This is a genomic window from Actinomycetospora sp. C-140, from assembly GCF_054796175.1.
In genome coordinates this window covers 272,632-299,412 of the sequence record NZ_JBTWNF010000008.1, presented here as the reverse complement: position 1 = coordinate 299,412, position 26,781 = coordinate 272,632, and the positions used below count along the sequence as shown (strand labels likewise).

General features: G+C 75.3%; 26 protein-coding genes. 9 read left to right on the top strand and 17 right to left on the bottom strand.

Annotated elements, in window-relative coordinates; genetic code table 11:
• The 7 genes from ACR9E3_RS16055 to cofC all read right to left on the bottom strand — a co-directional run.
• On the bottom strand, window positions 1-1,661 hold a 1,661-nt coding region (locus tag ACR9E3_RS16055), incomplete at its 3' end, for a flavin monoamine oxidase family protein (RefSeq protein WP_460381279.1).
• Between the two features lie 23 nt (window positions 1,662-1,684).
• Window positions 1,685-2,416 carry a nitrilase-related carbon-nitrogen hydrolase gene (locus ACR9E3_RS16050; protein WP_460381278.1) on the bottom strand — a complete coding sequence of 244 codons (732 nt, stop codon included), beginning with the start codon at window positions 2,414-2,416 and terminating at the stop codon, window positions 1,685-1,687.
• A gap of 77 nt (window positions 2,417-2,493) precedes the next feature.
• Entirely contained in the window at window positions 2,494-3,474 is a 981-nt protein-coding gene (gene speB / locus ACR9E3_RS16045) for an agmatinase (RefSeq protein WP_460381277.1), read from the bottom strand.
• A gap of 83 nt (window positions 3,475-3,557) precedes the next feature.
• On the bottom strand, window positions 3,558-5,510 hold the full coding sequence (gene glxA / locus ACR9E3_RS16040; protein ID WP_460381276.1) for a radical copper oxidase GlxA: 1,953 nt from the start codon (window positions 5,508-5,510) through the stop codon (window positions 3,558-3,560).
• Window positions 5,511-5,708: 198 nt separating this feature from the next.
• Window positions 5,709-6,617 (bottom strand): NUDIX hydrolase, encoded by a 909-nt coding sequence (locus ACR9E3_RS16035; RefSeq protein ID WP_460381275.1) that lies wholly within the window; start codon window positions 6,615-6,617, stop codon window positions 5,709-5,711.
• On the bottom strand, window positions 6,614-8,914 hold the full coding sequence (locus ACR9E3_RS16030; RefSeq protein ID WP_460381274.1) for an RNA degradosome polyphosphate kinase: 2,301 nt from the start codon (window positions 8,912-8,914) through the stop codon (window positions 6,614-6,616). Before ACR9E3_RS16030 ends, ACR9E3_RS16035 begins: the two co-directional genes overlap by 4 nt.
• 71 nt (window positions 8,915-8,985) lie before the next feature.
• Complete coding sequence (cofC, locus tag ACR9E3_RS16025; RefSeq protein WP_460381273.1) at window positions 8,986-9,660, bottom strand: 2-phospho-L-lactate guanylyltransferase; 675 nt, start codon at window positions 9,658-9,660, stop codon at window positions 8,986-8,988.
• A gap of 125 nt (window positions 9,661-9,785) precedes the next feature.
• Between cofC and ACR9E3_RS16020 the strand changes: the two genes are divergently transcribed.
• From ACR9E3_RS16020 to ACR9E3_RS16010, 3 genes are all read left to right on the top strand, one after another.
• Window positions 9,786-10,523, top strand: a complete 738-nt coding sequence (locus ACR9E3_RS16020; RefSeq protein WP_460381272.1) for a lysophospholipid acyltransferase family protein — start codon at window positions 9,786-9,788, stop codon at window positions 10,521-10,523.
• A gap of 32 nt (window positions 10,524-10,555) precedes the next feature.
• The gene (locus ACR9E3_RS16015) at window positions 10,556-11,554 is read left to right on the top strand and encodes an NAD(P)H-dependent glycerol-3-phosphate dehydrogenase (protein ID WP_460381296.1); all 999 of its coding nucleotides are present in this window, start codon (window positions 10,556-10,558) and stop codon (window positions 11,552-11,554) included.
• A 79-nt stretch (window positions 11,555-11,633) separates the two neighbouring features.
• On the top strand, window positions 11,634-12,110 hold the full coding sequence (locus ACR9E3_RS16010) for an ATP-binding protein (RefSeq protein ID WP_460381271.1): 477 nt from the start codon (window positions 11,634-11,636) through the stop codon (window positions 12,108-12,110).
• A gap of 3 nt (window positions 12,111-12,113) precedes the next feature.
• Here the strand turns inward: ACR9E3_RS16010 and ACR9E3_RS16005 are convergent, their stop codons facing one another.
• Window positions 12,114-12,770: a pyridoxamine 5'-phosphate oxidase family protein gene (locus ACR9E3_RS16005; RefSeq protein WP_460381270.1), complete on the bottom strand. Its 657-nt coding sequence runs from the start codon at window positions 12,768-12,770 to the stop codon at window positions 12,114-12,116.
• Between the two features lie 60 nt (window positions 12,771-12,830).
• On the opposite strand from ACR9E3_RS16005, the gene pdxR reads away from it, so the two are divergent.
• Window positions 12,831-14,249 (top strand): MocR-like pyridoxine biosynthesis transcription factor PdxR, encoded by a 1,419-nt coding sequence (gene pdxR / locus ACR9E3_RS16000; protein WP_460381269.1) that lies wholly within the window; start codon window positions 12,831-12,833, stop codon window positions 14,247-14,249.
• An 11-nt stretch (window positions 14,250-14,260) separates the two neighbouring features.
• Window positions 14,261-15,403 carry a D-alanine--D-alanine ligase family protein gene (locus ACR9E3_RS15995; RefSeq protein ID WP_460381268.1) on the top strand — a complete coding sequence of 381 codons (1,143 nt, stop codon included), beginning with the start codon at window positions 14,261-14,263 and terminating at the stop codon, window positions 15,401-15,403.
• 2 nt (window positions 15,404-15,405) lie between these two features.
• On the opposite strand, the gene ACR9E3_RS15990 is transcribed toward ACR9E3_RS15995, so the two are convergent.
• Window positions 15,406-15,963 carry a DUF3515 domain-containing protein gene (locus tag ACR9E3_RS15990; protein WP_460381267.1) on the bottom strand — a complete coding sequence of 186 codons (558 nt, stop codon included), beginning with the start codon at window positions 15,961-15,963 and terminating at the stop codon, window positions 15,406-15,408.
• A 3-nt stretch (window positions 15,964-15,966) separates the two neighbouring features.
• On the bottom strand, window positions 15,967-16,203 hold the full coding sequence (locus tag ACR9E3_RS15985; RefSeq protein WP_285658125.1) for an Lrp/AsnC ligand binding domain-containing protein: 237 nt from the start codon (window positions 16,201-16,203) through the stop codon (window positions 15,967-15,969).
• A gap of 77 nt (window positions 16,204-16,280) precedes the next feature.
• Here ACR9E3_RS15985 and ACR9E3_RS15980 point away from each other — a divergent pair, with 77 nt between their 5' ends.
• A complete protein-coding gene (locus tag ACR9E3_RS15980; protein WP_460381266.1) occupies window positions 16,281-17,339 on the top strand; it encodes a thiamine-phosphate kinase in 1,059 nt (352 codons plus the stop codon).
• 43 nt (window positions 17,340-17,382) lie between these two features.
• Here the strand turns inward: ACR9E3_RS15980 and ACR9E3_RS15975 are convergent, their stop codons facing one another.
• Together ACR9E3_RS15975 and ACR9E3_RS15970 are read right to left on the bottom strand one after the other, a co-directional pair.
• Window positions 17,383-18,342, bottom strand: a complete 960-nt coding sequence (locus ACR9E3_RS15975; RefSeq protein ID WP_460381265.1) for a hypothetical protein — start codon at window positions 18,340-18,342, stop codon at window positions 17,383-17,385.
• 94 nt (window positions 18,343-18,436) lie between these two features.
• Window positions 18,437-18,853, bottom strand: coding sequence for a VOC family protein (locus ACR9E3_RS15970; RefSeq protein WP_460381264.1), 417 nt, complete (start codon window positions 18,851-18,853; stop codon window positions 18,437-18,439).
• 85 nt (window positions 18,854-18,938) lie between these two features.
• Here ACR9E3_RS15970 and ACR9E3_RS15965 point away from each other — a divergent pair, with 85 nt between their 5' ends.
• The gene (locus ACR9E3_RS15965) at window positions 18,939-19,883 is read left to right on the top strand and encodes a helix-turn-helix transcriptional regulator (protein ID WP_460381263.1); all 945 of its coding nucleotides are present in this window, start codon (window positions 18,939-18,941) and stop codon (window positions 19,881-19,883) included.
• Between the two features lie 46 nt (window positions 19,884-19,929).
• Here the strand turns inward: ACR9E3_RS15965 and ACR9E3_RS15960 are convergent, their stop codons facing one another.
• Genes ACR9E3_RS15960 through ACR9E3_RS15945 form a run of 4 tightly spaced genes read right to left on the bottom strand, consistent with a single transcriptional unit; the run spans window position 19,930 to window position 24,674 of the window.
• Window positions 19,930-21,327, bottom strand: a complete 1,398-nt coding sequence (locus ACR9E3_RS15960; protein ID WP_460381262.1) for a (Fe-S)-binding protein — start codon at window positions 21,325-21,327, stop codon at window positions 19,930-19,932.
• Window positions 21,324-22,460 carry an FAD-binding oxidoreductase gene (locus ACR9E3_RS15955; protein WP_460381261.1) on the bottom strand — a complete coding sequence of 379 codons (1,137 nt, stop codon included), beginning with the start codon at window positions 22,458-22,460 and terminating at the stop codon, window positions 21,324-21,326. Before ACR9E3_RS15955 ends, ACR9E3_RS15960 begins: the two co-directional genes overlap by 4 nt.
• Window positions 22,457-23,908 (bottom strand): FAD-binding oxidoreductase, encoded by a 1,452-nt coding sequence (locus ACR9E3_RS15950; protein WP_460381260.1) that lies wholly within the window; start codon window positions 23,906-23,908, stop codon window positions 22,457-22,459. Before ACR9E3_RS15950 ends, ACR9E3_RS15955 begins: the two co-directional genes overlap by 4 nt.
• Before the next feature lie 4 nt (window positions 23,909-23,912).
• Window positions 23,913-24,674, bottom strand: coding sequence for an HAD family hydrolase (locus ACR9E3_RS15945; RefSeq protein ID WP_460381259.1), 762 nt, complete (start codon window positions 24,672-24,674; stop codon window positions 23,913-23,915).
• A gap of 549 nt (window positions 24,675-25,223) precedes the next feature.
• On the opposite strand from ACR9E3_RS15945, the gene ACR9E3_RS15940 reads away from it, so the two are divergent.
• Window positions 25,224-25,904 carry a uracil-DNA glycosylase gene (locus tag ACR9E3_RS15940; RefSeq protein WP_460381258.1) on the top strand — a complete coding sequence of 227 codons (681 nt, stop codon included), beginning with the start codon at window positions 25,224-25,226 and terminating at the stop codon, window positions 25,902-25,904.
• A 6-nt stretch (window positions 25,905-25,910) separates the two neighbouring features.
• On the opposite strand, the gene ACR9E3_RS15935 is transcribed toward ACR9E3_RS15940, so the two are convergent.
• Window positions 25,911-26,345 (bottom strand): hypothetical protein, encoded by a 435-nt coding sequence (locus ACR9E3_RS15935; RefSeq protein WP_460381257.1) that lies wholly within the window; start codon window positions 26,343-26,345, stop codon window positions 25,911-25,913.
• Window positions 26,346-26,467: 122 nt separating this feature from the next.
• On the opposite strand from ACR9E3_RS15935, the gene ACR9E3_RS15930 reads away from it, so the two are divergent.
• Window positions 26,468-26,710 carry a DUF397 domain-containing protein gene (locus ACR9E3_RS15930; protein ID WP_460381256.1) on the top strand — a complete coding sequence of 81 codons (243 nt, stop codon included), beginning with the start codon at window positions 26,468-26,470 and terminating at the stop codon, window positions 26,708-26,710.
• The last annotated feature ends 71 nt before the right edge of the window (window positions 26,711-26,781 follow it).

The following is a 26,781-nucleotide window of genomic DNA, read 5'->3' as shown; positions in this document are numbered from 1 at the left end:
CGCACCTTGATCGGCGCGAGCTCTCCGAAGCGGTCGCCGGGGCCGGGGTTGGTGGGCGCGCAGGTGCCGCCGAGGTGGCGCACCACGCCCCACACGGCGTTGATCGCGGTCTGCACCGCGCCCTCGGCCCAGCCCGGCGTGAACGAGATGTCGTCGCCGGCGAGGAAGACGCCGCGGTGCTCCGCGGGGAAGGCGTCCTGCACGAAGTGGGTGAACAGCCGGCGCTGGTAGCGGTAGTGGCCGGGCAGGTTGCCCCGGAAGGCGCCCATGAAGTGCGGCTCGTTCTCCCACGAGATCGTGACGGGCTCGCCGCGGATGTGGGCGGCGAGGTCGAGGTCGGGATAGATCTTGCCCATCGAGTGCAGCATCAGGCGGACGCGCTCGTCGGTGGGCAGCGCCAGCCACTTCAGCGCGTCGTCGTTCCAGGTGTAGCTCAGGCACACGACCGCGGGCGTGTGCGCCGCCGCCGGGTCGTCGAGCCCGCGTCCGCCGTCGAGGAGGTACGTGCCGCGGGTGAGGCGGTCGGTGAGCGTGGTCGACATGACGTGGCGGCCGGTGACGGGGTCGCGGTCACGCCAGAACGGGCGGTCGACCAGCACGAACGTCTTCGAGCTCTGCATGTAGTGCGAGCGCTCGAGGGCCATCCAGAGGTCGTGCGAGAACAGGGACTCGTCGGTGTCGATGCCCGCGGAGAGCAGCCACGACTGCACGGTCGACACGACGGCGGGGTACGCGCGCTCGGTGCCCCAGCGGTCGAGCACGCCGAGGCGGCCGTCGTCGAGGCGCCGCAGCGCGCGCACCGCCGGGCGCGGCGACCCGTCGTGCAGCGACTCGAGCGACGTGCCGACCGGGTGCCCGGTGAGCGTCTCCGGGGCGTGGCGCCACAGCGCCAGCGGCACCTGCTGGGCGCCGCCGAGGATGCGCACGTGCTGGTCGTCGGCGTCGGTGGCGACCACCCGCAGGATCTCGAGCATCGAGTTCGGGAAGTCGGTGTCCCAGCCGCCGGTGCCGAAGCCGACCTGGCCGAACAGCTCGCGGTGACCGAAGTCGCCGAACGCGGGAGAGCGGGCGACGAACCCGTAGAAGCTCTCCTCGTCCAGGCGGGGCACGAGACGGTTCCAGATCTGCTTGATCTGCCGCGTCGCCCGCGCCGCGATCGCGACGCGCAGCGCCGGCAGGTCGGCGCCCTCGGCCAGCGCGGTCGCCCAGTGGTGCGAGACCTCGGCGAACACCGGCGGCAGGTCCTCGGGCCGCTCCGCGTAGACCGCGTGGCCGCCCAGCTCGATGACGGTGCTCGGGGTCTGCGGGGCGAGCGGGTTCGGGAACGGGGCGGTGGCGACGTCGAGCAGGTCGAGGTAGTGCCCGAACGCCCGTCCCGACGCGGGGAAGCGCATGCCGCCGAGGTCGGCGACGGCCCCGGTCGACCGGTCCACCTGGGGGAACGTCGCCGTGCGCAGCCGCCCGCCGATCTCGCCGGCCTCGTAGAGCACCGGGCGCAGGCCCAGGCGCATCAGCTCGTAGGCGGTGACGAGGCCGGCCATGCCGGCCCCGATGACCGCCACCTCGGTGCCGTGGACGCGCGGGGGCAGCTCGCCGAGGCCGGCCGGCGCCGCGAGGTGCTCGGCGTACGGGAACGGGAAGTCCGGGACGAGCATCGCCATCCCGGGGAGGCTGTCCCCGGGGCTCACCGGTAGGTCTCCGGGCGGCGGTCGGCGAGGTAGTCCGCGCCGGCACGGGCCCGGTCGAGGTCGTCGCGGGTGACGTCGGCGACGAGGACGGCGTCCGCGACGGCCCCGGCCCGCGCCCGGGCGCGGCCGTCGGGTCCGACGATCACCGAACCACCGCAGAACCCGGGTCCGACGTGGTCGGCGTACGCGAGGCCGACCCGGTTCTCCATCGCCCGGGCGGGCACGAGGACGCGGGACACCGCCGCGTCGTCGAGCGCCGTGGGGACGAGGACGACCTCGGCGCCGGCGAGCGCGAGGCCGCGCACCACCTCCGGGAACTCGACGTCGTAGCAGACCGCGACCCCGCACCGCAGCCCGCCGATCTCCACGACGAGGCGGTCGCCGTCGCCGGGGACGAACGCGGCGCGCTCGGCCGGCCCGTAGAGATGGGTCTTGCGGTAGCGCCCGAGCACCGAGCCGTCGGCACCGACGACCACCGCGGTGATCGACGGCGGATCCCCGTCGGGCTCGGCGGCGACCACCGCGACGCGGTGGCGGGCGGCGAGGTCGGTCAGCCGGGGGAGCAGGGTCGCGTCGGCGCGGGGGAAGGCGGCCGGGTCGTAGCCGCCGATCACCAGCTCCGGCACGACGAGCACGTCGGCGCCCCGGCCCGCGGCCGTCGCGGCGGCCGCGTCGGTCCGGGTCAGGTCCGGGTCCGGCCCGCGGGCCTGCAGCGCGGCGATCCTCATCGGCAGCTCCGCTCCGCTGCGTGCCGGGCGATCCTCATCGGCAGCTCCGCTCCGCTGCGTGCCGGGCGATCCGCATGTCAGGCGCGTCGGCCGGAGAGCGCGAGCACCCCGAGCAGGTCGTACACGACGTGCGCGGCGGCGATGCCGGTGATCTCGGCGTGGTCGTAGGCCGGCGCCACCTCGACGACGTCGACGCCGACGATGTCGATCCCGGGCTCGCCGGGTGCCGCCGGGGCGAGGCCCCGCAGGGTGTGCAGCAGCTCGCGGCTGGTGAGCCCGCCCGCTTCCGGGGTGCCGGTGCCGGGCGCGGCGGCGGGGTCGAGGACGTCGATGTCCACCGAGACGTAGACCGGGCCCGCGCCGGGGCCGCCGAGCCGGTGGCGGACCCGGTCGACGATGCGGGCGACCCCGTCGGTCTCGTAGTCGTCGGCGGGCACGACGGCGAAGCCGAGGCGCGTGTCGTCGTCGAGGTCCCCGGCGCCGTAGAGCGGGCCGCGGATGCCGACGTGCACGCTGCGCTCGCGGTCGATCAGCCCCTCCTCGCTCGCCCGGCGGAACGGCGTGCCGTGGGTGTGGGCGGCGCCCATGTAGGTGTCCCAGGTGTCGAGGTGCGCGTCGAAGTGCAGCACCGCGACCGGGCCGTGCAGCGCGTGCAGCGCCCGCAGCGCGGGGAGGGCGAGCGTGTGGTCGCCGCCGAGCCCCACGAGCGTCGCGCCGTCCTGCGCCAGCGACCGCATCCCGAGCTCGCAGGACCGCAGGGCCTCGGGGATGTCGAAGGGGTTCAGCCCCAGGTCACCGGCGTCGGCCACCTGCATCGCGGCGAACGGCGAGGTCGCGAGCGCGGGGTGGTACGGGCGCAGCAGCTTCGACGACGCGCGGATGTGCGCCGGCCCGAACCGCGCGCCGGGCCGGTAGCTCGTGCCGGCGTCGAACGGCAGGCCGACCACGGCGACGTCGGCGCGCGAGACCTCGCCCAGGCGCGGCAGCCGGGCGAACGTGGGCGGGCCGGCGAACCGGGGGACGGCCGTGGCGTCGACGGGACCGCGGGGGGTGTCCACGCGTCCCATGGTGCCCTGCGGGCTCGTGAGCACTTCGGAGTGCTCCGACACTCCGAACTGCTCACAGGCGCCGGAGGCGCACCTCAGTCCGGCAGCGCGCGGCGACCGGGACCGACGTTGGTCATCTTCGCCACCGAGGGCACGCCGCGGTCGTCGACGAGGAAGAGCATGTAGGGCCCGGGCGGGGTGAGCGCCGGGTTGTCCGGCACCGTCACGCCCACCCCGCCGGCGCGGGGGGAGACGTCGAGGGCGACCGAGCGCATGTCGGTGGTCGTGACGTGGGTGGCGGTCGACGCCTTGATCAGCCGTGCGCTGCGGATGTGGCTCGGGTCCGGCGTCGGGATCGTCGCCGTCTGCCCGCGCACCAGGGTGGGCGGCGCGTCGGTGATCGTCGGCCGGCCGCCCTGGTAGAGGTAGGGCGGGCTGTAGATCTCGATGCGCTGCTCGAAGGTGCCGGGCACGAGGTTCTGCTCGTCGTCGAACAGCGGGTCGGACCCCGCCGTGAGCACGCGGCCGTCCGGCAGCAGGATCGCCTCGGTGTGGTAGTCGCGGCCGACGGCCGGGTCGGCGGCCGCCGTGAGCTGCCCGGTGTCGGGGTGCAGCAGGCGGGCGATGTGGTTGTTGGTGCCGCCCTTGCCGCGGTAGTCCCGCGAGCCCCCGGAGATGAGCATCGTGTCGTCGGGCAGGTTCACGAGGTTCGGGTAGCGCACGCCCTCGGGCAGGGACGGGCCCGGGGTGAAGTGCGGCGCCGGGTCCTTGAGGTCGAGGTAGTCGATCCGCCCGGTGGAGCGGGGGCTCTCGCCGACGCCGCCACCGCCGACGACGGCCATCCGCTGGTCGTTCACCGGCCCGACGAAGGCGGACCCGGCCGTCTCGAGCAGGTCCGGGTCGCGCATCCCGGGGATGGGCGCGAAGGCGCCGTTGTCCATGTCCCAGAACCCCGGCTCGCGGCCGCGCTCGGCGGGCCCGTAGCCCGCGTTCGCCCCGGTGTAGACCATCCGCCCGGGCTGCGCCGTCTCGAAGATCGCGGGGTACGTCGGGAAGTAGTGGGTGAGCTCCTTGCGCTCGGTGAAGGCGTTCGTGTTCGGGTTGAAGATCTCGGTCTGCCCGTTGAGCACCTCGCCGGTGCCGTCGAGCCCGGCGGTCGTCAGGACGTTCCCGTCCGACGTCGGCGTCAGCGTCGCGTACCAGCGGTGGAACGCCATGTCCGAGACCCGCGACCACGACTCGCTGACCGGGTCGAACGTGTAGGCCTGGTTCGTGCCCTGGTAGTCCTGCTTGCGCAGGGTCATCTGCTGGCCCTGGCCGTAGACGTTGCGCGCGACGTCCGGCGGCAGCCCCTCCACCTGGTACTGCGCCGGGTTCGGGTTCACCGCCGCCGGGCCGGGGTCGACGGCCTCGACGAAGACGGGCTTCTCCGAGGCGGTCACCTGGGTCCGGCGTCCCTGGCCGACCTTCTGGGCGGGCGGGAGCACCGTCTCGGCGTCGGCGCGGTAGCGGATGCCGGTGGGGGAGACGAAGACGGTGCCGGCGGGCAGCGTCATCGGGAGGTTCGGGTTCTCGTTCTTGACCGTCATCGTCCCGGCGGCGTTGGTGACCGCGCCGTCGAGCTTCTCGTAGCGCTGGGTGCCGCCGGCGACGAGCAGGCGCCCGTCGGGCAGCGTCGTCTGGCCGCCGCAGAACATGTCGTCCGGGACCGGGATCATCTTCGACTCGCCGGTGGCGGGGTCGTAGAGCAGGCTCTTGAGCGCCCGGGTCGCGAACATGTCCTCCTTGTTGCCCGACCCCGCGATGAGCAGGACCTTGCCGGTGGACAGCAGCGCCGCGTGGATCGCGTTCACGCGGTTCGCGTCGGGGACGTTGATCGTGTCCCAGTGCCCGAACTGCTTCATGTAGTCCGGGCTGTTGATCAGTTGCTCGTGCCGCCACTCGCTGATGTACGACCACGCCGGGGGCACGTTGACGCCCAGCAGCACGACGGCCGCCACCACCACGAGGGCGATCTGGCGGACGCGTCGGGTGTTCGACGGACGCACCGGGGGGAGCTCCTGGCGTTCGACGGCAGGGGGAACTGTGCGGGGGAGACGGTTCGAGGGGCTGGGGAGGGCTCGACGCTAACCCAGTCCGGTGGCGTGTCCGCGCCCGCCCCGATCCGTGCCGGGACGTCCCCTTTCGGGTGATCCACCGTGAGACGTGGGTCTCGCGTGGTCACCCGTCGTGGTGTCGTCGGCTGTCTAGGCCGTCGGGTCGCGGTGGTAGTCCGCGGCGGCGAGCAGGCCGCCCGGCGCGAACGAGAGCACCCAGAAGCTGCCCTTGCGGCTCGGCGGTTCGTCGAGCTCGCGGTTGGCCAGCGGCGCCGAGCCCGCGGCCCGCGACCGGGTGGCCAGCGCCCGCACGACGCGCGGGATCCCGTCGCCCTGCGCGCACACCGCCGTGGTGCCCGAGCCGGCGACCAGCGCGTCGACCGCGGCCAGCGCCGCGCCCGGGTCGTCCCAGACCGCGTCGTCACCGAGCTCGGCCAGCGGCTCGACCGGGATGCCGGTGGCCTCGGCGTACGGCTCGAGGGTCTGGCGGCAGCGCACGTTGGGGACCGCCCGCAGCGCGGTCACGCCGTAGCGCGCGAGCATGGGCACGAGGGCCCGGGCCTGCTCGCGGCCCTCGTCGTCGAGCGGCCGGTCGGCGTCCGGGCCCGACCACTCCGAGCGCCGGCCCGCGACGGCGTGCCGGACGAGCAGCACGCTGCGCAGGGCGGCCGGGCGGGCGGTGAAGTCGTCGAGCACCGTGCGGTCGGAGGCGTAGGTCAGCAGCGCGGCGGCCTCGCCCGGCGTCAGCCACCGCAGCTCGTCGGTCTCGTCGCCGGGGGTGAAGCGGCCCTCGCCGGCGCGCGCCGCCCAGTAGTCGACGGTCTTGTCCTCGTCGGCGACCGTGTACTCGACGGTGCGCAGGTGACGCCCGAGCACGGCGGCGAACCCGGTCTCCTCGGCCAGCTCGCGGACCGCCGTGTCGGCGAGCGTCTCGCCGGGGTCGACCTTGCCCTTCGGCAGGCTCCAGTCCTGGTGGTGCGGCCGGTGGACCACGGCCACCTCGACCGTGCCGCCGTCGGCGGGCCGCCAGAGCACCGCTCCGGCCGCGAGGATCGTCATTGCCCGGCCTGGTGGCGGCGCAGCAGCTGCACCTGGTGGTCGGACACGGCCATGCCCTCGTGGTCGTGGCCCGCCGCGACCGGCCACGGGTCCCAGGAGCCGTCGGGCTCGAGGATCCAGCAGCGGGTGGGCGGGGCCGTCGCCGAGTCGAGCACGTCGTCGAGCTGGGCGGTCAGGCGCGGGTCGGTCACGGGGACGAGAGCCTCCACACGGCGGTCCAGGTTCCGGTGCATCATGTCCGCGCTGCCGATCCAGTGCTCGTCCGCCCCCACGAAGTGGAAGATCCGCGAGTGCTCCAGGAAGCGCCCGAGGATCGAGCGCACCCGGATGTTCTCGGAGAGCCCGGGCACCCCCGCGCGCAGCGAGCACAGCCCGCGCACCACCAGGTCGACCGGGACGCCGGCCGCCGAGGCCCGGTAGAGGGCGTCGATCACCTGCTCGTCGACCAGCCCGTTGACCTTGATCCGGATGCCCGCGGTCTCGCCGCGCTCGGCGCGCTCGCGCTCGCCGTCGATGCGGTCGACGATCCCGCGGCGCAGGCCGTACGGGGCGACGAGCAGCTTGCGGTAGGAGCTGCGCCGCGCGTACCCGGTGAGCACGTTGAACAGGTCGGTGAGGTCGGCGGCGATGGTCTCGTCGGCGGTGAACAGCCCGATGTCCTCGTAGAGCCGGGCCGTCTTCGGGTTGTAGTTGCCGGTGCCGAGGTGGCAGTACCGCTTGATCGTCGGGCCCTCCTGGCGGACGACCAGCACGGCCTTGCAGTGCGTCTTGAGCCCGACCAGCCCGTAGACGACGTGCACGCCCGCACGTTCCAGCGCGCGGGCCCACCCGATGTTGGCGCGCTCGTCGAAGCGCGCCTTGATCTCGACGACCGCCACGACCTGCTTGCCCGCCTCGGCCGCGTCGATCAGTGACTCGACGATCGGCGAGTCACCGGAGGTGCGGTAGAGGGTCTGCTTGATCGCGAGGACCTTCGGGTCGGACGCGGCCTGCTCGATGAAGCGGTGCACGCTCGTGGAGAACGAGTCGTAGGGGTGGTGCACGAGCACGTCGCCCTCGCGCAGCGTCGCGAACACGCTGCGCGGCGTCTCGCCCTCGCTGAAGGCCGGGTGGGTGGCCGGCACGAACACCGGGTCCTTGAGCTCGGGCCGGTTGAGGTCGAGGAGCTCCATCAGCGCCGAGAGGTCGAGCAGGCCCGGGACCTGGACGACGTCGTGCGGGTCGACGTCGAGCTCGCGCAGCAGCAGCTCGAGCATGTGCTCGCTCATCGAGTCGGTGATCTCGAGGCGCACCGGGGGGCCGAACCGCCGGCGGGCCAGCTCGCGCTCGAGGGCCTGGAGCAGGTCCTCGTCGCGGTCCTCCTCGACCTCGAGGTCGGCGTTGCGGGTCACCCGGAACACGTGGTGCTCGACCACGCGCATGCCCTCGAAGAGCTGGTCGAGGTTCTCGGCGATGAGGTCCTCGATGGGCAGGAACCAGGCTTCGCGATCGGTCTCGCCGAGGCCCGTCTCGTCGGGGTCGCCGACCCGCACGAGCCGCGGCACGTTGTTCGGCACCTTGACGCGGGCGAAGTGCTCGGTACCGGTCTCCGGGTCGTGCACGGCGACCGCGAGGTTGAGCGACTGGTTGGAGATGTAGGGGAACGGGTGCGCCGGGTCGACGGCCAGGGGCGTGAGCACCGGGAACACCTGGCGGGCGAACCAGTCGGAGAGCCGCGGCCGGGCGGACTCGGTGACCTGCGACCAGTCGATGATGTGGATCCCGGCCTCCGCGAGGGCCGGGGCGACGTCGTCGAGGAACACCCGCGCGTGCTTGCCCGAGAGCTCCTGGGTGCGCGCGGCGATGCGGGAGAGCTGCTCGCGCGGGGTCAGCCCGTCGGCGCCGCGCACCGCGAGCCCGGCCTCGTCGCGGCGCTTCAGGCCGGCCACGCGGACCATGTAGAACTCGTCGAGGTTCGACGCGAAGATCGACAGGAACTTCGCCCGCTCGAGCAGCGGCTGGCTGGTGTCCTCGGCCAGCGCCAGCACCCGCGCGTTGAACTCCAGCCACGACAGCTCCCGGCTGTCGTAGCGGTCGGGCGGCAGGTCCGCCGCGACCGCGGGGCCCGCCGTCGGCGCCGCCGGCGCGCTCGGGGTGCGACGCACGGCACGCCCGTTCTCGTCCGCGGGGGCGGGCGGAGGGGGCCCGGGCCGGTCGCCCTCGTCGGGCTCGACGTCCGGGGCCGCGGGGGTGCCGGTGTCGTCGGCGGCCCCGGGGCCGGCGGTCCCTGTCGACGCTGATGACACCGAGTGGCTCACGACATCCGATGGTGCCCGAGAGACCAGGGCGCCGCGAGGGACGCGCGACCGGGACCACGCCCCCGGGATCGTCAGCGACGCGCCATCACGGGCGTGAGCCAGGCCGACGTCTCCGGCCCGGCACCGAGCCCGCGGGCGCGGGCCAGGTCGGCGACGGTGTCGACGTCGCCGCGCAGGCCCGGCCAGTCGCCGTCGAGCGCGACCGCGCCGGACGCGGCGTGGGCGTCCGCCGAGCCGGGCCCGAAGCGCGGGCGCAGGGCGCGGCCCGCGGCGGCGACCAGCAGGGTCGTCCCGGTGCCGGCGTGGTCGGCGACGAAGGCGCGCTCCGCGCCGTCGGCGAAGAGCGCGGCCGCCCGGGCCAGCGCCTCGTCGAGCTCGGCTGGCCGCAGGGCGGGCAGATCGGCCTGGAGGGCGGCGGTGGGCCCGTGGGCGGACGGTCGCAGGTGTCGGGCGCCGAGCCGGATCGCGGCGTTGAGCCCGCGGCCGGTGTCGGGCACGACCTCGTGCGGCTCGCCCGCCCCGCCGAGCGTGACCGCGGGCTCGGCGGTGACGACGACGAGCCGCCCCGTGCCGGCGGCGGCGCGGGCGGCGCGCAGCGTGTCGCGGGCCAGGGCGAGCGCCAGCGCGCGGTGGGCGTGCTCGCGGTCGGCGTCGTCGCCGGGGAGGTCCGCGACGGCCGGGGCGAGCCGCGACTTCGCGCGTCGCAGCTCCTTGACCGGCACCACGACGTCCACCGGATCGTGCACGCGTCCAGTCTGCCCCCTCGGCGGTGTGCACGTGACCGAGCGCGGGTGGACCGTGCCCGCGGCGACGGGAGAGACTGCGCGCGTCGGGCCGGAACCCTCCGTGTCCGAACGCATCCTTCGCGGAGGTGGGCGAGCCGGTGGCACGGGCGCGCGAGAGAGGCGGGCCCGCGGTGGCCCTGGCCGCCGTGGTCTTCTACCCGCTGACCTGGTTGCTGGCGAAGCGCCGCATGGAGGGGCTGGAGAACATCCCCGCGAGCGGGCCGGCGATGCTGGTGTGCAACCACGTCTCGTACCTGGACCCGGTGTACACCGCGGTCTTCGTGCACCGTGCCCGCCGCGTCCCGCGGTTCCTCGCCAAGGCGTCGCTCTGGGACGTCCCGCTCTTCGGCCGCGTGCTCACCGGGAGCCGCCAGATCCCGGTCAGCCGCGGGTCGGCCGACGCGGGGGCGAGCCTGGAGGCGGCGCGGACGTCCTTCGCCGACGACGGCGTCGTCGTGATCTACCCCGAGGGGACGATCACCCGCGACGAGGCCGGGTGGCCGATGGCGGCGCGCTCGGGGGCGGCCCGGCTGGCGCTGGAGTCCGACGTCCCGGTCATCCCCGTCGTGCACTGGGGCACGCTCTCGGTCTACGACCACTACAAGAAGCGCTTCCGCCCGTCCCGGCGGACGACGATCACGGTGAAGGCCGGCCCGCCGATCCCCATGGACGACCTGCGGGCGCGCGTCGCGGAGAGAGGACCGAGACCCCTGCTGCGGGAGACGACGGACCGGATGATGACGGCGGTGCGCGAGCTGCTCTCGGAGGTCCGGGGCGAACCGGCCCCCGAGCCGACGCGCGGCGCGCGGAGCCAGGACCGGTGAGCATCGCCGACCTCCCCGACGGTGTCCGCCCGCTGCGACGGTTCGCGGTGCTCGGCGCCGGGTCGTGGGGCACGACGTTCGCCAAGGTCCTCGCCGACGCGGGCACGCCGGTGACGCTGTGGGCGCGCCGGGAGGAGGTCGCCGAGGCCATCGGCAAGGAGCACCGCAACCACGAGTACCTGCCCGACGTGGCGCTCCCGGCCGAGCTGGTCGCGACCGCCGACGCCGACGAGGCGCTCGAGGGGGCGGAAGCCGTCGTCCTGGCCCTGCCCGCGCAGCGCCTACGGGAGAACCTCGAGCGCTGGACCCCGCACCTGCCCGCCGGGGTGACGCTGGTCAGCCTCGCCAAGGGCGTCGAGCGGGGCTCGCTGCTGCGGATGAGCGAGGTGATCCGCGAGGTGACCGGTGCGTCGACCGACGACGTCGCGGTGGTGACGGGCCCGAACCTCGCCGGGGAGATCGCGAACGAGCAGCCGACCGCGACCGTCGTCGCGTGCTCCGACCACGACCGCGCCGTCGCGGTCCAGCACGCCTGCTCGACCGGCTACTTCAAGCCCTACACCAACCCCGACGTCGTCGGGTGCGAGCTCGGAGGGGCGTGCAAGAACGTCATCGCCCTGGCCTGCGGCACCGCGTCGGGCCTGGGCTACGGCGACAACACCACCGCGTCGCTGATCACCCGCGGGCTCGCCGAGATCTCCCGCCTGGCCGTGGCGCTGGGCGCGGAGCCGCTGACCCTCGCCGGGCTGGCGGGGATGGGCGACCTGGTCGCGACCTGCTCCTCGCCGCTGTCGCGCAACCGGCGCTTCGGCGAGTCCCTGGGCCGCGGCCTGTCGATGGCCGAGGCCGAGGAGGCCAACCACGGGCAGGTGGCCGAGGGCGTGAAGTCGTGCGACGCCATCGGTGAGCTCGCCCGCCGCCACGACGTCGATACCCCGATCGTCGACGCGGTGCGCCGGGTCTGCGCCGGTGAGGTGTCGGCCAAGGAGGTCGGCGACGAGCTGATCACCCGTGAGCTGAAGGTGGAGTGACCCCGGCCTGAACGTGGCGTGAGCCATCCTCACCGGGGTGCCACGTTTGTGCCGGAGGGGCCGGGGAACACTGGCCGCGATGGACGTGCTGCAGCGGATGGGGCCGAGGACGGCACCGCGGACGGCGGTGGCGCCCCTCGAGCTCTGCTCGCTCGCCACCACCGAGAACGCCGCCACGCTGCGCCGCCGCTTCCGGCACTGGGTCGGCGGGCTCACCGACGCCGACACCGCTGACGACCTCGCGCTCGCGGTGTACGAGGCGCTGGCGAACGTCGTCGACCACGCCTATGCCGAGCGCTCCACACCCGGGCTCATGACCCTGTGGTCGGCCGTCTCCTGCCCCCTGCTCACCGGCCGGGACCTCGTCGTCACCGTGCTCGACGAGGGCTCCTGGCGCACGAGCGACGGCCCCGGCTGGCGGGGGCGCGGCCTGCCGCTGATGCGGGAGCTCATGCACGCGACGGCCGTGCTGCCCGGCGCCACCGGCACCACGGTGCAGCTGCGCCGCCGGATCGCGCCCGCGCCCGTGCGCGACCGCGCGTCCGTGATGGCCTGAGGCCTACTCCGCCCGGGGCACGTGCGCGGGCACCGGCGTGTCGGCCGGCAGGGCCGGGCACGTCGTGACGGCCGCGACCCGGGTCTCCAGCGCCACCACGCCGGCCCAGCGGTCGTCGCCGGCCGCGACGGCGTCGCCGTCGCCCGGCCCCCCGGTGCGCGCCTTGACGCTGGCCTCGGTGAGGTCGACCGCGATCACCGCCGTCGCGGCCAGCTCCTTACGGGTCGGCGCCTCGGCGTAGTCCTCCTGGCCGGGGGCGATCTGCGCGACGAACGCGCGCAGCGCGGCGAGGTGCTCGTCGGGGTCGGTGACCCGCCGGGCGTGCCCGCGGACCACGGCGCTGCGGTAGTTCGCGGAGTGGGTGAACCAGCGGCGCGCGTACACGAGCCCGTCGACGAGCGTGACCGTGACGCAGACGGGCTCGCCGCCGCGCAGGCTCGCCGCGCCCGACGACCCGTGGAGGTAGAGCGTCTCGCCGATCCGGGCGTGCAGCGTCGGCAGCACGGCGGGCTCGCCGTCGACGACGAGACCGAGGTGGGCGACGAGGGCCTCGTCGAGCACGGCGTGCAGCTCGGCGCGGTCGTCGCGCTGCCGGTCGCGGTGGCGGCGGACCCGCGAGCGGTCGGTGGGGGAGAGCGGTGGTGCGGTCACGCGGTCCATCGTGGGCCGCGAAGTGGCATCATCGAACGGCCACTTCCGTGCGATCTCGGGAGGCCACTCGTGCGCGGACCCACGCCCGAGGCGGCGATCCCGCTCGATCGCGACGCCGCGACCCCGCTCGCGGTGCAGGTGGCCGACGGCCTGCGGGCGGCGATGGCCGACGGCTCGCTGCGGGTCGGCGACCGCGTGCCCTCGACCCGCGCCCTGGCCACCGAGCTCGGTGTGAGCCGGACGGTCACCGCCGCCGCGTACGACCAGCTCGTCGCCGAGGGCTGGCTCGGCTCCCGCCACGGCGCCGGCACCTACGTGCTGGCCACGGCCTACGTGAGCGAACTTCCGGGCTATAGCCCGGAAGTTCGCTCACGTACGTCCGAGCTCCTCGACCTCCGGCCCGGGGCGCCGTGCCTGGCGGTGCTCGACCGGCGGGCGTGGCGGCGGGCCTGGCGCCACGCGGGCGACCTCGAGCCCGCCACCCGCCCCGAGCACGCCGGGGTGCCCGCCTACCGGGAGGTCGTCGCCCGCCTGCTCCTGCACCACCGGGGCCTCGCCGCGGGCCCCGACGACGTGCTGGCGACGGCCGGCACCACCGACGGGCTCGCCGAGCTGGTGGCCGTCCTGCGCGCCCACCGCGGGCGCGCCCCGCGGGTCGCCGTCGAGGACCCCGGCTACGGGCGGGCCACCGCCCTGCTGCGCGACGCGGGCGCCACGGTGCCCGGGGTCGGGGTCGACGACGAGGGTCTGCGGGTCGACGCGGTCCCGCCGGGCGTCGACGCCGTCTACCTCACGCCCGCGCACCAGTACCCGCTCGGCGCCCGCCTGCCGGTCGCCCGCCGGTCGGCGCTGGTGGCGCGGGCGCGCGACGAGGGCGTGCTGCTGATCGAGGACGACTACGACGGCGAGCTGCGCTACGACGTCGCGCCGCTGCCGCTGCTCGCCGGGCTCGCGCCGGACGTCACCGTCCACCTCGGCACCACCAGCAAGATCCTCTCTCCGGTGCTCGGCGCGGGCTGGATGGTGGCGCCGCCGCCGGTGCGGTCCGCGGTGCTCGAGCGCCGCCGCGCCACGGGCGTGCGGCCCGGGCCGGCCGGGCAGCACGTCGTCGCCGCCCTGCAGGCCGACGGCGCGCTCGCCCGCCACCTCGCCCGGCTGCGCCGCGAGCTCGCCGCCCGCCGTGCGCGCGTCGTCGACACCGTCACCGCGGCGGGTCACGCCCCGCGCGGCGACCGGGCCGGCGCGCACCTCGCGATCGACCTGCCCGACCGCGCCACCGAGCGCGCCGTCGTGGACGCCGGGGCGCGCGCGGGCCTGCAGCTGACCGGGCTCGCCGAGTACCACCTCGACCCCGACGCCCGAGGGTCGTGGTGTGGCGTGCTGGTCGGCTGGGCGGGGCCGGGCGCGGCGACGTTCGACGCCGCCCTGGCCCGCCTCGGGGCGGTGCTCGCCGAGACCGTCACCGGGCCCCGGCCGGGTGCCGCGTAGGCTCCGCCGGCATGACGGGCCAGCCGGAGGGCCAGGGGGAGGACCGCCCGCGGGTGGTCGTCCTGTTCGGGGGACGCAGCAGCGAGCACAAGATTTCCTGCCTGTCCGCCGGCAGCGTCCTCGCGCACCTCGACCCGGCCCGCTACGACGTGCTGTCGGTCGGCATCACGCCGGCCGGTGCGTGGGTGCTCGGCCCCACCGACCCCGCGGCACTGCGCCTGCACGGCCGGGAGCTGCCGGAGGTCACCGACGGGCGGCCGGTCGCGCTGCCCGCCGACCCCACCCGCCGCGAGCTGATCGCCCTGGACGACGGCTCGTCGCTGGGTCGCGTCGACGTCGTCGTGCCCGTCCTGCACGGACCGGGCGGCGAGGACGGCACCGTGCAGGGCCTGCTCGAGATGGCCGGCGTGCCCTACGTGGGCGCCGGGGTGTGCGCGAGCGCCGCGTCGATGGACAAGGACGTCACCAAGCGCCTGCTGCGCGACGCGGGCCTCGCCGTCGGCGACGTCGTGGTGCTCCACCGCGACCGCGGCGAGCTGACCGCCGACGAGCAGGCCCGGCTCGGCCTGCCGGTGTTCGTCAAGCCCGCGCGCGCCGGGTCGTCGGTCGGCATCACCCGCGTCGCCGACTGGGCCGAGCTCCCCGCCGCGGTGGCCACCGCGCGCGCCGAGGACCCGAAGGTGCTCGTCGAGGCCGCGATCGTCGGCCGCGAGATCGAGTGCGGCGTGCTCGAGCGGCCCGACGGGCGCGTCGAGGCCAGCGTGCCGGCGGAGATCCGCGTCGTGGGCGGTGACGCCGGCTGGTACGACTTCGACACCAAGTACCTCGACGACGCCTGCGAGCTCGACGTGCCCGCGAAGCTCGACGACGACGTCGCCGAGGCCGTGCGCGCCGCCGCGGTCGCCGTGTTCCGCGCGATGGACGTCGAGGGCCTCGCGCGCGTCGACTTCTTCCTCACCGCGGACGGGCGGGAGACGGAGCGCAGCGGAGCTCGACCCGGGTGGAAGTTGCTGGTCAACGAGCTCAACACGATGCCCGGGTTCACCGCCACGTCGCTCTACCCGCGCATGTGGGCCACGGCGGGCGTCGACTACCCGGCGCTGCTGACGACCCTCGTCGAGACGGCCCTCGCGCGCGGGGTCGGCCCGCGCTGAGCTCAGCGACTGACCAGCGCGATCTTCACGCCGCGGGAGATGTCCTGGACCGGCCCGGTGCCGACGCCGTCGGGCACCGTCAGGCCCACGTAGACCGCGCGGTCGGTGGTCACCCAGGTCGTCGCGCCCGGCACGCCGTCCTCGGCCGCGACCCAGTCGACGCCGTCGACCACGAGCAGCGACGCGCCCGGCGCCAGCTCGTCGGGCCGGGGCAGCCCGCACCGCATCACGACCGGCGCGGTGCCGTTCTCCCCGCCCCACGCGACGGTGCCCGGCGGCACCGGGTCGGCGATGATCCGGCGCGCGAGCATGCCGCGTTCGGTGACCATCTCGCCGGGCAGGCCGGACAGCAGCCGGGAGCAGTCGGCGCTCGCCGCCGCCGGGGTCGCGACGGGGGCGACGGGGATGCGGACGGTGTCCGCGTCGGGGATCGGCTCGCGCACGAGCACAGCGGACGCGACCAGGACGCCGACCACCACGAGGACGGGCACCGTCAGGGCGATCGCGACGAGCACACGGGGGAGCCGGCGCACCAGCGCGGGCGCGCGCGAGCCGATCACGGGTCAGTCGGCGGACACGACGGGACAGGTGAGCGTCCGGGTGATGCCCGGCACCTTCTGCACGGCACCGACCACATCACGCCCGAGCGAGTCCACGTCGGCGGCCTCGACGCTGACGATGACGTCGTAGGGTCCGGTGACGTCCTGGGCCCGGGTGACCCCGTCGATCCCGGCCACGTCCGAGGCGACCGCAGCGGCACGACCCACCTCGGTCTGGATCAGGATGTAGGCCTGGACCACGGACGTGCCTCCTGGGGGACGGACCGGCGGGGGACATCGGCAAGGGTGGCAGGGAAGGTACCGCAGGGAGACGAGGGGTGAGCCGGACGGCGAACGGGCGCGGGGGACACGGGCGATCCGAGGGGTCCGTCCGGCGTAGTTTCGGCGCGCCGGACGGGGGAGGACGCCACCGGGGTACACCCGGCGACGCGGACACCGCGGCGGAGCTCGGCGAGTTCGGGCTGATCGACCGGATCACCGCCGACCGCTTCCAGCCCGAGCCCACGCTGCTCGGGCCGGGCGACGACGCGGCGGTCGTCGCCGCGCCCGACGGCCGGGTCGTCGCGACCGTGGACACCCTGGTCGAGGGCGTGCACTTCCGCCTGGACTGGTCGGCGCCCGAGCAGGTGGGGCGCAAGGCCGTCGCGGCGAACCTCGCCGACGTCGCCGCGATGGGCGCGGTGCCCACGGCGCTGCTGCTCTCGCTCGCCTGCCCCGGCACCACGAGCACCGAGGTGCTCGACGGCCTCGCCTCCGGGGTGTGGGACGCCGCCGCCGACGCGGGCATCGGCGTGGTCGGCGGGGACACCGTGTCGTCCGACACGATCGTGGTCTCGATCACGGCGCTCGGCAGCCTGGAGGGCCGCGAGGCCGTCACGCGCTCGGGCGCGCGGCCCGGCGACGTCGTCGCGGTCACCGGCGTCCTCGGCTGGTCGGCGGCCGGCATGGCCGTGCTGCGGCGGGGCTTCCGCTCGCCGGTCGCCATGGTCGCCGCGCACCGCACGCCCCGTCCGCCGTGGCACGAGGGACCGGTGGCGGCCCGCGCCGGCGCGACGTCGATGATCGACACCTCGGACGGCCTGCTCGCGGACCTCGGTCACGTCGCCGCCGCCTCGGGCGTGCACGTCGACCTGTCCTCGCGGCTGGTGCCCGTGGCCGACAAGCTGCGCGACGTCGCGTCGGCCCTCGGCGGCGACCCCCTGAACTGGGCGCTGACCGGCGGCGAGGACCACGCCCTCGTCGCGACGTTCCCGAGCGAGGACGTCGTGCCGGCCGGCTGGACCGTGTGTGGCGAGATCCGCGCCGGCGGCGGCGTCACCGTCGACGCCGACCGCTGGGGCGGCGCCGGCGACCCCGGCTACCTGCACTGGCGCTGAGTCCCATGTGAGCAGTTGGCGCCCCTGTGGGGGCGCCAACTGCTCACGCACACCGGGGGCAGCTGGTCGAGGGGTCGGTCCACCCGATCATCCGCAGCACGGCCTCGACCTCCCGAGCGGTGCGGCAGGGCAACTTCGTGACCTCGGTCCAGCCGTAGGGGATCGGGGTCGACGAGCTCAGGGCGGCCGCGACGGTCCGCCGCCGGTCGATGAGAGCCGTGAGCTTGTCGGAGTGGGAGTCCCAGCCGTCGAGGCGCACGATCGCCCGGCCTCCGGGCAGGTCGTAGACGACGTCCTCCTGCCGGTACACCCCGTCCACGAGCACCGGCTCCTGACGCCTCCCGATCGGGAGGCCGTGAGCCTGCTCGACGTCCTCGCGGTAGCGCAGTTCGAGCAGCGACTCGATGCCCTCGAGCAGCAACGCGACCGCGTCGCCGATGGCACGGCGATGACGGACCGGCCGGCGGACCTCGACGGCCCGGGCGAGGAGGAGCGGCGGGACGCGGTGGGCCACCGCGACCTCGTGGACGAGGCGGGTGGCGTCCTGTGGCCCCGGGGTGGCCCCGGCGAGGTCGAGGAGCGTGTGCACCCGATCGGTGCGGGGCGGGACGAGACCCTCGGCGCCGATGTGCGCGAAGGCGCGCGAGCGGTGGAGACGCAACCCGTCGGTCCGCACCGCCGCACTCCCGTAGGCGACCGTGACGTGGATCGGCGCGGTCGGGTCGGCGGGCGGCACCATGCCCCACAGCTCGCCGGCGGTCTGGTGGCTCAGCAGCGCCCCGCTCCGGCACGCGAGGACCGCCGCCATCTGCAGCGCCTCGGGCGAGAGCGGCCCGTTGTGCAGCGCGTACACGCCGCGGTGCACCGGCTGCCACCGGCCTGCCCACACCTGTGCCTCGACGCCGCGCTTGGTGAAGCCGCGGCGGTAGAGCTGTTCGATCGTCACGATGTCGTGCTGCTCACGGCGGAGCGTCTGCCAGGCGTCCAGGTCGAGGTCATCCATGCCTGGTTCGACGCAGCCGCCACCTCACCGGATCCGTGTCCCTCGGCTCGTGAGCAGTTGGCGCCCTGATGAGGGCGCCAACTGCTCACATGGGTCAGGACGAGACCGCCACGTCCATGACCCACGTGACGCCGAAGCGGTCGGTGAGCATGGCGTAGAGCGGGGACCAGGGCGCCGGGCCGAGCGGGGTCCGCACCTCGGCACCCTGGGCGAGGCCCTCGTACAGCGCCGTGACCTCCTCCGCGCTCTGCGCGCGCACCGACACGAAGAACGACTCGGTGCCCCCGTCGAACGCCCGCGCCGACGGGACGTCGAACGCCATGACGTGGAACCCGCCCGGCGCGGCGACCTCGCCCCACATCACCTGCTTCGCCTCGGCCGGGTCGCCGACCGCGCCGAGAGCCTCGTAGGTGACGATCGTCGGCTCCGCCCCGGCCACGCCCGCGTAGAACTCGAGTGCCTCCCGGGCCTCGCCGCGGAAGTTCAGGTGGACGACGGTCTGCACGCTCATGTCTGGCTCCTCTTCTCCGGCTGTGGAACCAGTCTCGGCGGTGAAGAGGTCAGTTACTGGCCTCTTCTCGAGGAGGATCGGGGACGTGCACGAGACCTCCGCCCGCCTGCTCGCGCTCCTGTCGTTGCTGCAGGCCCGCCGTGACTGGCCCGGCGGGCTGCTGGCCGAGCGCCTGGACGTCAGCCCGCGCACCGTCCGCCGCGACGTCGACCGCCTGCGCGAGCTCGGTTATCCGATCCGGGCCACGAAAGGCCCCGACGGCGGCTACCGCCTCGACGCGGGCACCGACCTGCCCCCGCTGCTGTTCGACGACGAGCAGGCCGTGGCGCTCGCCGTCGGCTTGCGGATCGTGGCGACGAGCGGTGTCGGCGTCGAGGAGGCGGCCGCCCGTGCCCTGGGCACCGTGCGACAGGTGATGCCGGCGCGGCTGCGGCACCGGATCGACGGCCTGTCGGTCACGGCGATGGGGCCGTCCACCACCGTCGACCCGGCCGTCCTCACGGCGGTCGGCGACGCCGTGCGGGCCCGCGAGGTGCTGCGGTTCGGGTACGGGAACGACGCACCGCCGAGGCGCGCCGAGCCCCACCACCTCGTGACCCGCGGCGGGCGGTGGTACCTCGTCGCGTGGGATCTCGACCGCGCCGACTGGCGCACGTTCCGCGTCGACCGCATCGACCCGCGCGTCCCGACCGGCCCGCGGTTCGCGCCGCGCGAGGTCCCCGGCGGGGACGTCGCGGCGTTCGTGGCGGGGCGCTTCCGCGGCAACGCGGGCGCCGGCGACTGGCCCTGCCGCGGCGAGGCGGTCGTCGCGCTGCCCGCGGCCGAGCTCGTCCCGTACGTCCGCGACGAGCTGGTCGAGGAGGTCGACGCCGGCCACTGCCGGATGGTGGCCGGGGCGTGGTCGTGGGTGGCCCTGGCCGCGCGCTTCGGCGCCCTCGGCGCGGACCTCTCCGCCGTCGCCCCCGCTGAGCTCCGCGACGCCTGCGCCACCCTCGCCGACCGTTACGCCCGCGCCGCCGGCACCACGTGAGCAGTTGGCGCCCCCATGGGGGTGCCAACTGCTCACATGGGGACGGTCAGCCCATCTCCGGCGGCCGGACGCCGCGGATGGAGGCGTCGACCAGCTGGATCGGGTGGAGCATCGGGAGCTCGCCGCCCAGGTACTTCCGGATCTGCAGCAGGCAGCCGGGGTTGGCGGTGACGAGCGCGTCGGCGCCGGTGCCGCGGATGTTGTCGGCCTTGCGCTCCCCGAGCGCGCCCGCGGCCTCCGGCTGGAGCATGTTGTAGATCCCCGCCGACCCGCAGCAGATCTCCGCCTCGGGCAGCTCGACCAGCTCGACACCCGGGATCGCGCGCAGCACCCGCCGGGGCTCCGACCGGATCTTCTGCGCGTGCCCCAGGTGGCAGGCGTCGTGGTAGACGACGGTCGCCTCGAGGGGGTGCCGGCGTGCCCGCGGGTCGGCGAGGGTCTCGTCGACCACCTCGGAGATGTCCCGGACCTTCGCCGCGAACGCCTGCGCCCGCGCCGCCCACGCCGGATCGTCGGCGAGCAGCTCGCCGTACTCCTTCATCGACGAGCCGCAGCCGGCCACGTTCGTGGCGATCGTGTCCACGTCCGCCCGCTCGAAGGTCGCGATGAGCTTCTTGGCGCGCTCGATCGCCTCGGACTCCCGGCCGGCGTGCAGCCCGAGCGCGCCGCAGCACGTCTGCTCGCGCGGCGCGATGACGTCCCAGCCCTCGGCGGCGAGCACCCGCACGGTCGCCTCGTTGACCGGGTGGAAGAACACGTCCTGCACGCAGCCCGTGAGCAGGCCGACGCGGCCCCGGCGCGGGCCGACCGCCGGCGTCCGGGCGGGGATGCGGGCGAAGGCGTCCCGCACCCGCACCGGCGGCAGCAGCGACTCCATCGCGACGAGCCGCTCCAGCCGCTGCGGCAGCCGGGCCATCAGCGCGTCCATCTTCTTCGGCCGCAGCTTCTGGTAGAGCGCGCCGCCGAGCGACGCCGCGCGCAGCCGCCGCTTGTAGGGGAACAGCGCGAAGATCGCCTCGCGGAACAGCCGGTCGGCCCGCGACCGCGTCACGTTCCGCTCGATCTGCGGGCGCGTGGCCTCGAGCAGCCGGTCGTACTGCACGCCCGACGGGCACGCCGTCACGCACGCCATGCAGCCCAGACAGCGGTCGATGTGGGTGGTGAACGCCCCCTCGAGCGGGATCTCGCCCTTCTCCGCCATCTCCATGAGGTAGATGCGCCCCCGCGGGGAGTCCATCTCCTCGCCCCACAGCGCGTACGTGGGGCAGGTGGGCAGGCAGAAGCCGCAGTGCACGCAGTCGTCGAGCAGCTCCTGCGCCGGCGGGTGGTGGTCGTCGAAGGACCCGAACCCGCCGCCGAGCACGTCGGCGCGCTCCGGTGCGGCCTTCTCGCCGCGCTCGGAGGAGAAGTCGGGGGTGGGGCCGCTGGTGGGGTGGGTGGTCATGCGCTCACTCCGGTGGTCTCGGGCAGCGGCACCCAGGGGGCCAGGCGTCCGCGCCCGAAGCGCTGGTCGGGGTCGAGGGACGTGACGACGTGGCGCAGCAGGGCGGCCGACGCGGGCGCGGGCCCGAACGCGGGCAGCTCGGCCCCCGCGGGCCGCTGCCGCAGCGAGGACGTCCCGCCGGCGTCGGCGACCCGGCGGTGCGCGGCGGCGACGACGTCGGGGTCGGCGGGCAGGGCGACGGTCGCGACGCCGGTGCGCGGGGAGACGGTGACCTCGGCGGCGTCCCCGAGCCCGTCGAGCACGCCCGGCAGGGCCGCGGGGATCACGCCGAACCGCAGCACCGCGCGGCCCTCGGGGCGCGCGCGGACCGCGGCGGCGTGCGCGTCCCACGCCGCGGTCGCGTCGTCGGGGGCCAGGAGCTCGCCGCCGACGGCGTCGACCAGCCGCTGCGCCCGCGAGACGGCGCCGCGCTCGGAGCCCTCGACGAGCGTGAGCAGGCGGTCGGCGTGCCACTGGATCGCGGTCGGCTCGACCGGGGTGTCGGCCACCCGGCGGGCGAGGTCGGCCATCGCCGCGCGGTCGCACGGCACGGCGACCGTGGCCGTCGCCTGGGGGGTCGGGTGCAGGCGCAGGACCAGCTGCGCGAGCACGCCCATCGTCCCGTGCGCACCGTGCAGGATCTTGGTGAGGTCGTAGCCCGCGACGTTCTTGATGACGTGGCCGCCGGAGCGGGCGACCGTGCCGTCGGCGAGCACGATCGTCGCGCCGATGACGAGGTCGCGCAGCGAGCCGTACTGCAGCGCGCGGGGTCCGGAGTCGGCGGTCGCGAAGAGCCCCGCGAGCGTGGCGCCCTCGGCGGCGCGGGCGGGGTCGACGGCGACGCGCTGGCCGTGCTCGCGCAGCTCGTCCCGGAGGTCGGCGAACGGCGTGCCGGCGCGCACCTCCACGGTCATGTCACCGGGGTTGTGGGTGACGATCCCGGTCAGGCCGGCGGTGGAGAGCAGCGTGTCGGCCGGGGCCGGCGTGCCGGCCCAGTCGGCGGCCGTGCCCGCACCGGTGATCCGGATCGGGCCGGGGCGGTCGAGGACGGCGTCGCGGAGCTCGTCGAGCGAGCCCGGGGTCAGGGTGGTCACAGCCGCTCGATCACTCCGGCCTCCTCGAGGGGGTGCGGTCGGTACGGGCCGGGCTTCTCGCCGCAGAGCCGCGGCGTGGGGAAGACCTTCCCGGGGTTGCACCGCGAGTCCGGGTCGAACCCCAGACGCACCCGGTGCATCACGGCGAGGTCGTCCTCGGAGAACATCCGCGGCATCGAGCACGCCTTGTCGGTGCCGATGCCGTGCTCGCCCGACAGCGACCCGCCCAGCTCGACGCACAGCTCCGCGATCTGCGTGGACAGCTCCTCGGCGGCGTGGTGCTCGCCGGCGGCCTCCGAGTACAGGACCAGCGGGTGCAGGTTGCCGTCGCCGGCGTGGAAGACGTTGGCCACGCGCAGCCCGGCGTCGCGGCCCATCTCGGCGATCCGGGTGAGCACCTCGGCCAACCGGGTCCGCGGGACGACGCCGTCCTGGACGATGTAGTCGGGGCTGATCCGCCCGACCGCGGCGAACGCGGCCTTGCGCCCCTTCCACACCTTCTGGCGCTCCTCGAGCTCGGTCGGCACGTGCAGCCGCGTCGCGCCGTGGCGCTCGCAGATCGCGGTGAGGTGCTCGAACTCCGCGTCGACCTCGTCCGCGGGACCGTCCAGCTCGATGATCAGCGCGGCCGGGGCGTCCACCGTGAGCCCGGCGCCGGTGGCGGCCTCCGAGGCCTCCATCGACAGCGAGTCCATCATCTCGACGGCGGCCGGGATGATCGCCGCGTCGACGATGTCGCCGACGGTGTCGCCCGCGGCCTCGATCGACGGGAAGTCGGCGAGCACCGTGCGCACGGTCTCGGGCGTCTGCAGCAGCCGCACCGTGACCTTGGTGCAGATGCCGAGCGTGCCCTCGGAGCCGATGAACAGCCCCCGCAGGTCCGGCCCCGCCTGCTCGCCGGTCGGCCCGCCGAGGGTGACCATCGACCCGTCGGCGAGCACGACCTCCATCTCCAGCACGTGGTTGGTGGTGAACCCGTACTTCAGGCAGTGCGCGCCGCCGGAGTTCTCCGCGACGTTGCCGCCGATGGTGCAGACCTGCTGGCTCGACGGGTCGGGCGCGTAGTACAGCCGGTGGGGCTTGGCCGCGGTGGAGATGTCCAGGTTGAACACCCCGGGCTCGAGCACCGCGCGCCGGTTCTCGACGTCGATCTCCAGGATCCGCCGCAGCCGCTGCAGGGAGATCACGACACCGTCCGCGACGGGCATCGCGCCCCCGGAGAGCCCGGTGCCCGCCCCGCGCGCGACGAACGGCATGCCGTACTTCGCGCACAGCTTCACCGCCCCGGCGACCTCCTCGGCGTCGCGGGGGAGGACGACGAGCGCGGGCACCTGCCGGAAGCCGGTCAGGCCGTCGCACTCGTAGCTGCGCAGGCCCACCTCGTCGGTGATCACCCCGTTGTCGGACAGGAGATCGGTGAACTCCCGGACCATCGCGGCGTCGAGCATCGCGCTACCTCCCCGTTCCGCTGCGTGACCGATCCTCGCCCGTGGAGCGCACGACCGCCACCAGGCGGCCGGGGTCGGCGAGGTCGGCGAAGACGTGCTCGGCGCCCGTCGCGTGCAGCTCCTCGACGCTCGAGCGCCCCGTCGCGACGGCCACCGCGACCGCCCCGGCCCGGTGGGCGGCCTCGACGTCCCGCGGGGTGTCGCCGATGACGACCATCGGCGGGGCGGCGCCGTAGCGCGCGGCGAGGGCGTCACGGGCCTGCTCCACCACGCGGACGCGCTCGCCCGGGCCCTCGCCGTACCCGCCGAGGTCGAGGTCGATGGGGCCATCGGCGAGGCCCACCGCCGCGAGCTTGGCGGTGGCGCCCACCCGGACGTTGCCGGTGGTCAGGGTCTGCACGACGCCGGGCAGACCGGCGAGTGCCGCGACGGTGTCGTCGACACCGGGCAGCGTGTGCGCGACGGCGGGGAGGTCCTCGGCGCGGCGGTGCCAGCCCTCGGCGACCGCGGCGATCATGTCGTGACCGAACGCGTCGCCCCGCGCGGTGACCGCGGCGGCGTCCGCGGCGTCGAGGGCGTCGCGCAGCGCCTCGCCGATGAGCCAGTCGGTGTGCCCGCCCATCCGGATCGCGTCGAACCTGGCGGGGTGGCCGGTGACCTGCGTGAACGCGGCGCCGAGCACCTCGGTGCCGATCGTCCCGCCGAGCAGCAGCGTGCCGTCGACGTCCCAGCAGACCGCGACGTGCGGGATCGGGCGCGGCGTCACCGCCACACCTCAACATCTCCGCGCCGGGGCCGCAGGAGGTCGCGGTGCGGAGCGACGCCGTCGCACGGTGGGAAGGTCCTCGCGCCCGGGCCGACGAGCTGATCGACGGGGCGGCGTGGCGGACACCGACGGCGGAGCGAGGGCGTCCCTCGCTGCCTCCCGCGCAGCGAGGGACGCCCTCGCTCCCACCTCGACGCCGACGTTCCGGGTCGCCGCCTACGACGACCCCGACAGCGTCCGGTTCGTCGACGCCGTGCAGGCCTTCTCCGTCGAGCGCTACGGCGGCGCCGACCGCACGCCCGTCGACCCCGCCGAGTTCGCCCCGCCGCGCGGGCTGTTCCTGCTCGGCAGCCTGCCGGGCACCGGGCCCGTCTGCTGCGGGGGCTGGCGGCGGCACGACGCGGCGACGATCACGGCGGAGGACCGCGCGGTCCTGCGCCCCGGCGACGCGGAGATCCAGCGCATGTGGTTCGGGTGGGGTGCGGCGACGACGGGGGCGCGCGCTAGCGTCGCCGGGTCCGTCAGCGCGTCCCAGCGGAGGCTTGCACCGTGGCCCGTCCCCTCAGCGAGTCGATGGAGGCCGGCTGGGCCGAGGCGCTCGAGCCGGTCGCGGACACCGTCGCGGCGATGGGCGACTTCCTGCGCGGCGAGGTCGCCGAGGGACGCACGTACCTCCCGGCCGGCGCCAACGTGCTGCGCGCGTTCCAGCAGCCGTTCGAGCAGGTCCGTGTGCTGATCATGGGCCAGGACCCCTACCCGACGCCGGGGCACGCGGTCGGGCTGTCCTTCTCCGTGGCCCCGGACGTACGCCCGCTGCCCAAGAGCCTGATCAACATCTTCCGCGAGTACTCCAGCGACCTGGGCCACCCGCCGCCGAGCTCCGGCGACCTCTCGCCGTGGGCCGGGAACGGGGTGCTGCTGCTCAACAGGGTGCTCACCGTCGCGCCGGGAGCGCCGGGCTCCCACCGCAACAAGGGCTGGGAGAAGGTCACCGAGGCCGCCGTGGCGGCGCTGGTCGCGCGGCCGGACCAGCCGCTGGTGGCGGTGCTGTGGGGCCGGGACGCGCAGACGGTCAAGCCGCTGCTCGGCGAGGACGTCCCGACGGTGGAGACGGCGCACCCGAGCCCGATGTCGGCCGACCGCGGGTTCTTCGGCTCGCGCGCGTTCAGCCGCGTCGACGAGCACCTGACCGAGCTCGGGGACGACCCGGTCGACTGGCGCCTGCCCTAGCAGGGTCTAGCGCCGACCCCAGCGGGACCGGCGGCGGCGCTGCGGGGCGAACATGCTCCAGCTCGCCGGCGGGGTGGTCTCCGGACGGTGCCGTCCCGCGCGGCGCCGGGCGAACACGAGGCGCCAGAGGTCGGAGACCCGGCGGCGCGGCCGCGGCGCCACGACCGGCAGCGACGGGCGCGCGAGCACGGGCGCGGACGAGGGGACGGCGGGCACGTCGGCCGGTGGCCAGGGGCCCCAGCCGTCGCCGCCGCGCGCGGCGGGCAGCGGCCCGGTGGGGGCGACGACCCCGGCCGGCGTGGGCGGCACGGCCGTGGCGACCGGGGCGGCGGGGGAGGGCGCCGCGGCGGCGCGCGCCTCGTCCTCGGTGAGCCGCTGGGAGGACACGCGGAGCGGCGCGGGAGCGCGTCCCGGAGCTCCTGGTCGTCCCGGCTGGCTCACGTGGACCTCCGTTCGTCGCTCTCCCCGACGTCGGCGACGGGTCCGATCCTGACCGACGTAGTGTGCAGATGCAAGAACATCTGCACCGCCTGAGAGCCGTTGCACGACCGGGGGGAGGTCGCATGCACGAGACGACGGAGGACGGCATCCCGACCGCGGACGCCGTGCGGTGGCGCAAGAGTCGCCGCAGCAACCCCAAAGGCAACTGTGTCGAGGTCGCCCCGCTCCCCGACGGCGGGGTGGCCGTGCGCAACTCGCGCCACCGTGACGGGCCCGTCCTCGTCTACACGCGCGCGGAGATGACGGCCTTCCTCCTGGGGGCCAAGGACGGCGACTTCGACGATCTCCTGGCGGAGGGCGCCTGACCGCACACCACCCGCGCCACCACGGGCACCGCCGGGTCGACTGTTAGGGTCGTCACCTGGACGGGCGCGCC

What these genes read in the sequence shown, in the direction of transcription:
- ACR9E3_RS16050 (WP_460381278.1), bottom strand. Translation starts at nt 2,416, where the DNA reads ATGAGGATCGCCGCGCTGCAGGCCCGCGGGCCGGACCCGGACCTGACC.
- ACR9E3_RS16035 (WP_460381275.1), bottom strand. Translation starts at nt 6,617, where the DNA reads ATGACGATCCTCGCGGCCGGAGCGGTGCTCTGGCGGCCCGCCGACGGC.
- ACR9E3_RS16010 (WP_460381271.1), top strand. Translation starts at nt 11,634, where the DNA reads ATGGACGTGCTGCAGCGGATGGGGCCGAGGACGGCACCGCGGACGGCG.
- ACR9E3_RS16005 (WP_460381270.1), bottom strand. Translation starts at nt 12,770, where the DNA reads ATGGACCGCGTGACCGCACCACCGCTCTCCCCCACCGACCGCTCGCGG.
- ACR9E3_RS15995 (WP_460381268.1), top strand. Translation starts at nt 14,261, where the DNA reads ATGACGGGCCAGCCGGAGGGCCAGGGGGAGGACCGCCCGCGGGTGGTC.
- ACR9E3_RS15975 (WP_460381265.1), bottom strand. Translation starts at nt 18,342, where the DNA reads ATGGATGACCTCGACCTGGACGCCTGGCAGACGCTCCGCCGTGAGCAG.
- ACR9E3_RS15970 (WP_460381264.1), bottom strand. Translation starts at nt 18,853, where the DNA reads ATGAGCGTGCAGACCGTCGTCCACCTGAACTTCCGCGGCGAGGCCCGG.
- ACR9E3_RS15960 (WP_460381262.1), bottom strand. Translation starts at nt 21,327, where the DNA reads ATGACCACCCACCCCACCAGCGGCCCCACCCCCGACTTCTCCTCCGAG.
- ACR9E3_RS15950 (WP_460381260.1), bottom strand. Translation starts at nt 23,908, where the DNA reads ATGCTCGACGCCGCGATGGTCCGGGAGTTCACCGATCTCCTGTCCGAC.
- ACR9E3_RS15930 (WP_460381256.1), top strand. Translation starts at nt 26,468, where the DNA reads ATGCACGAGACGACGGAGGACGGCATCCCGACCGCGGACGCCGTGCGG.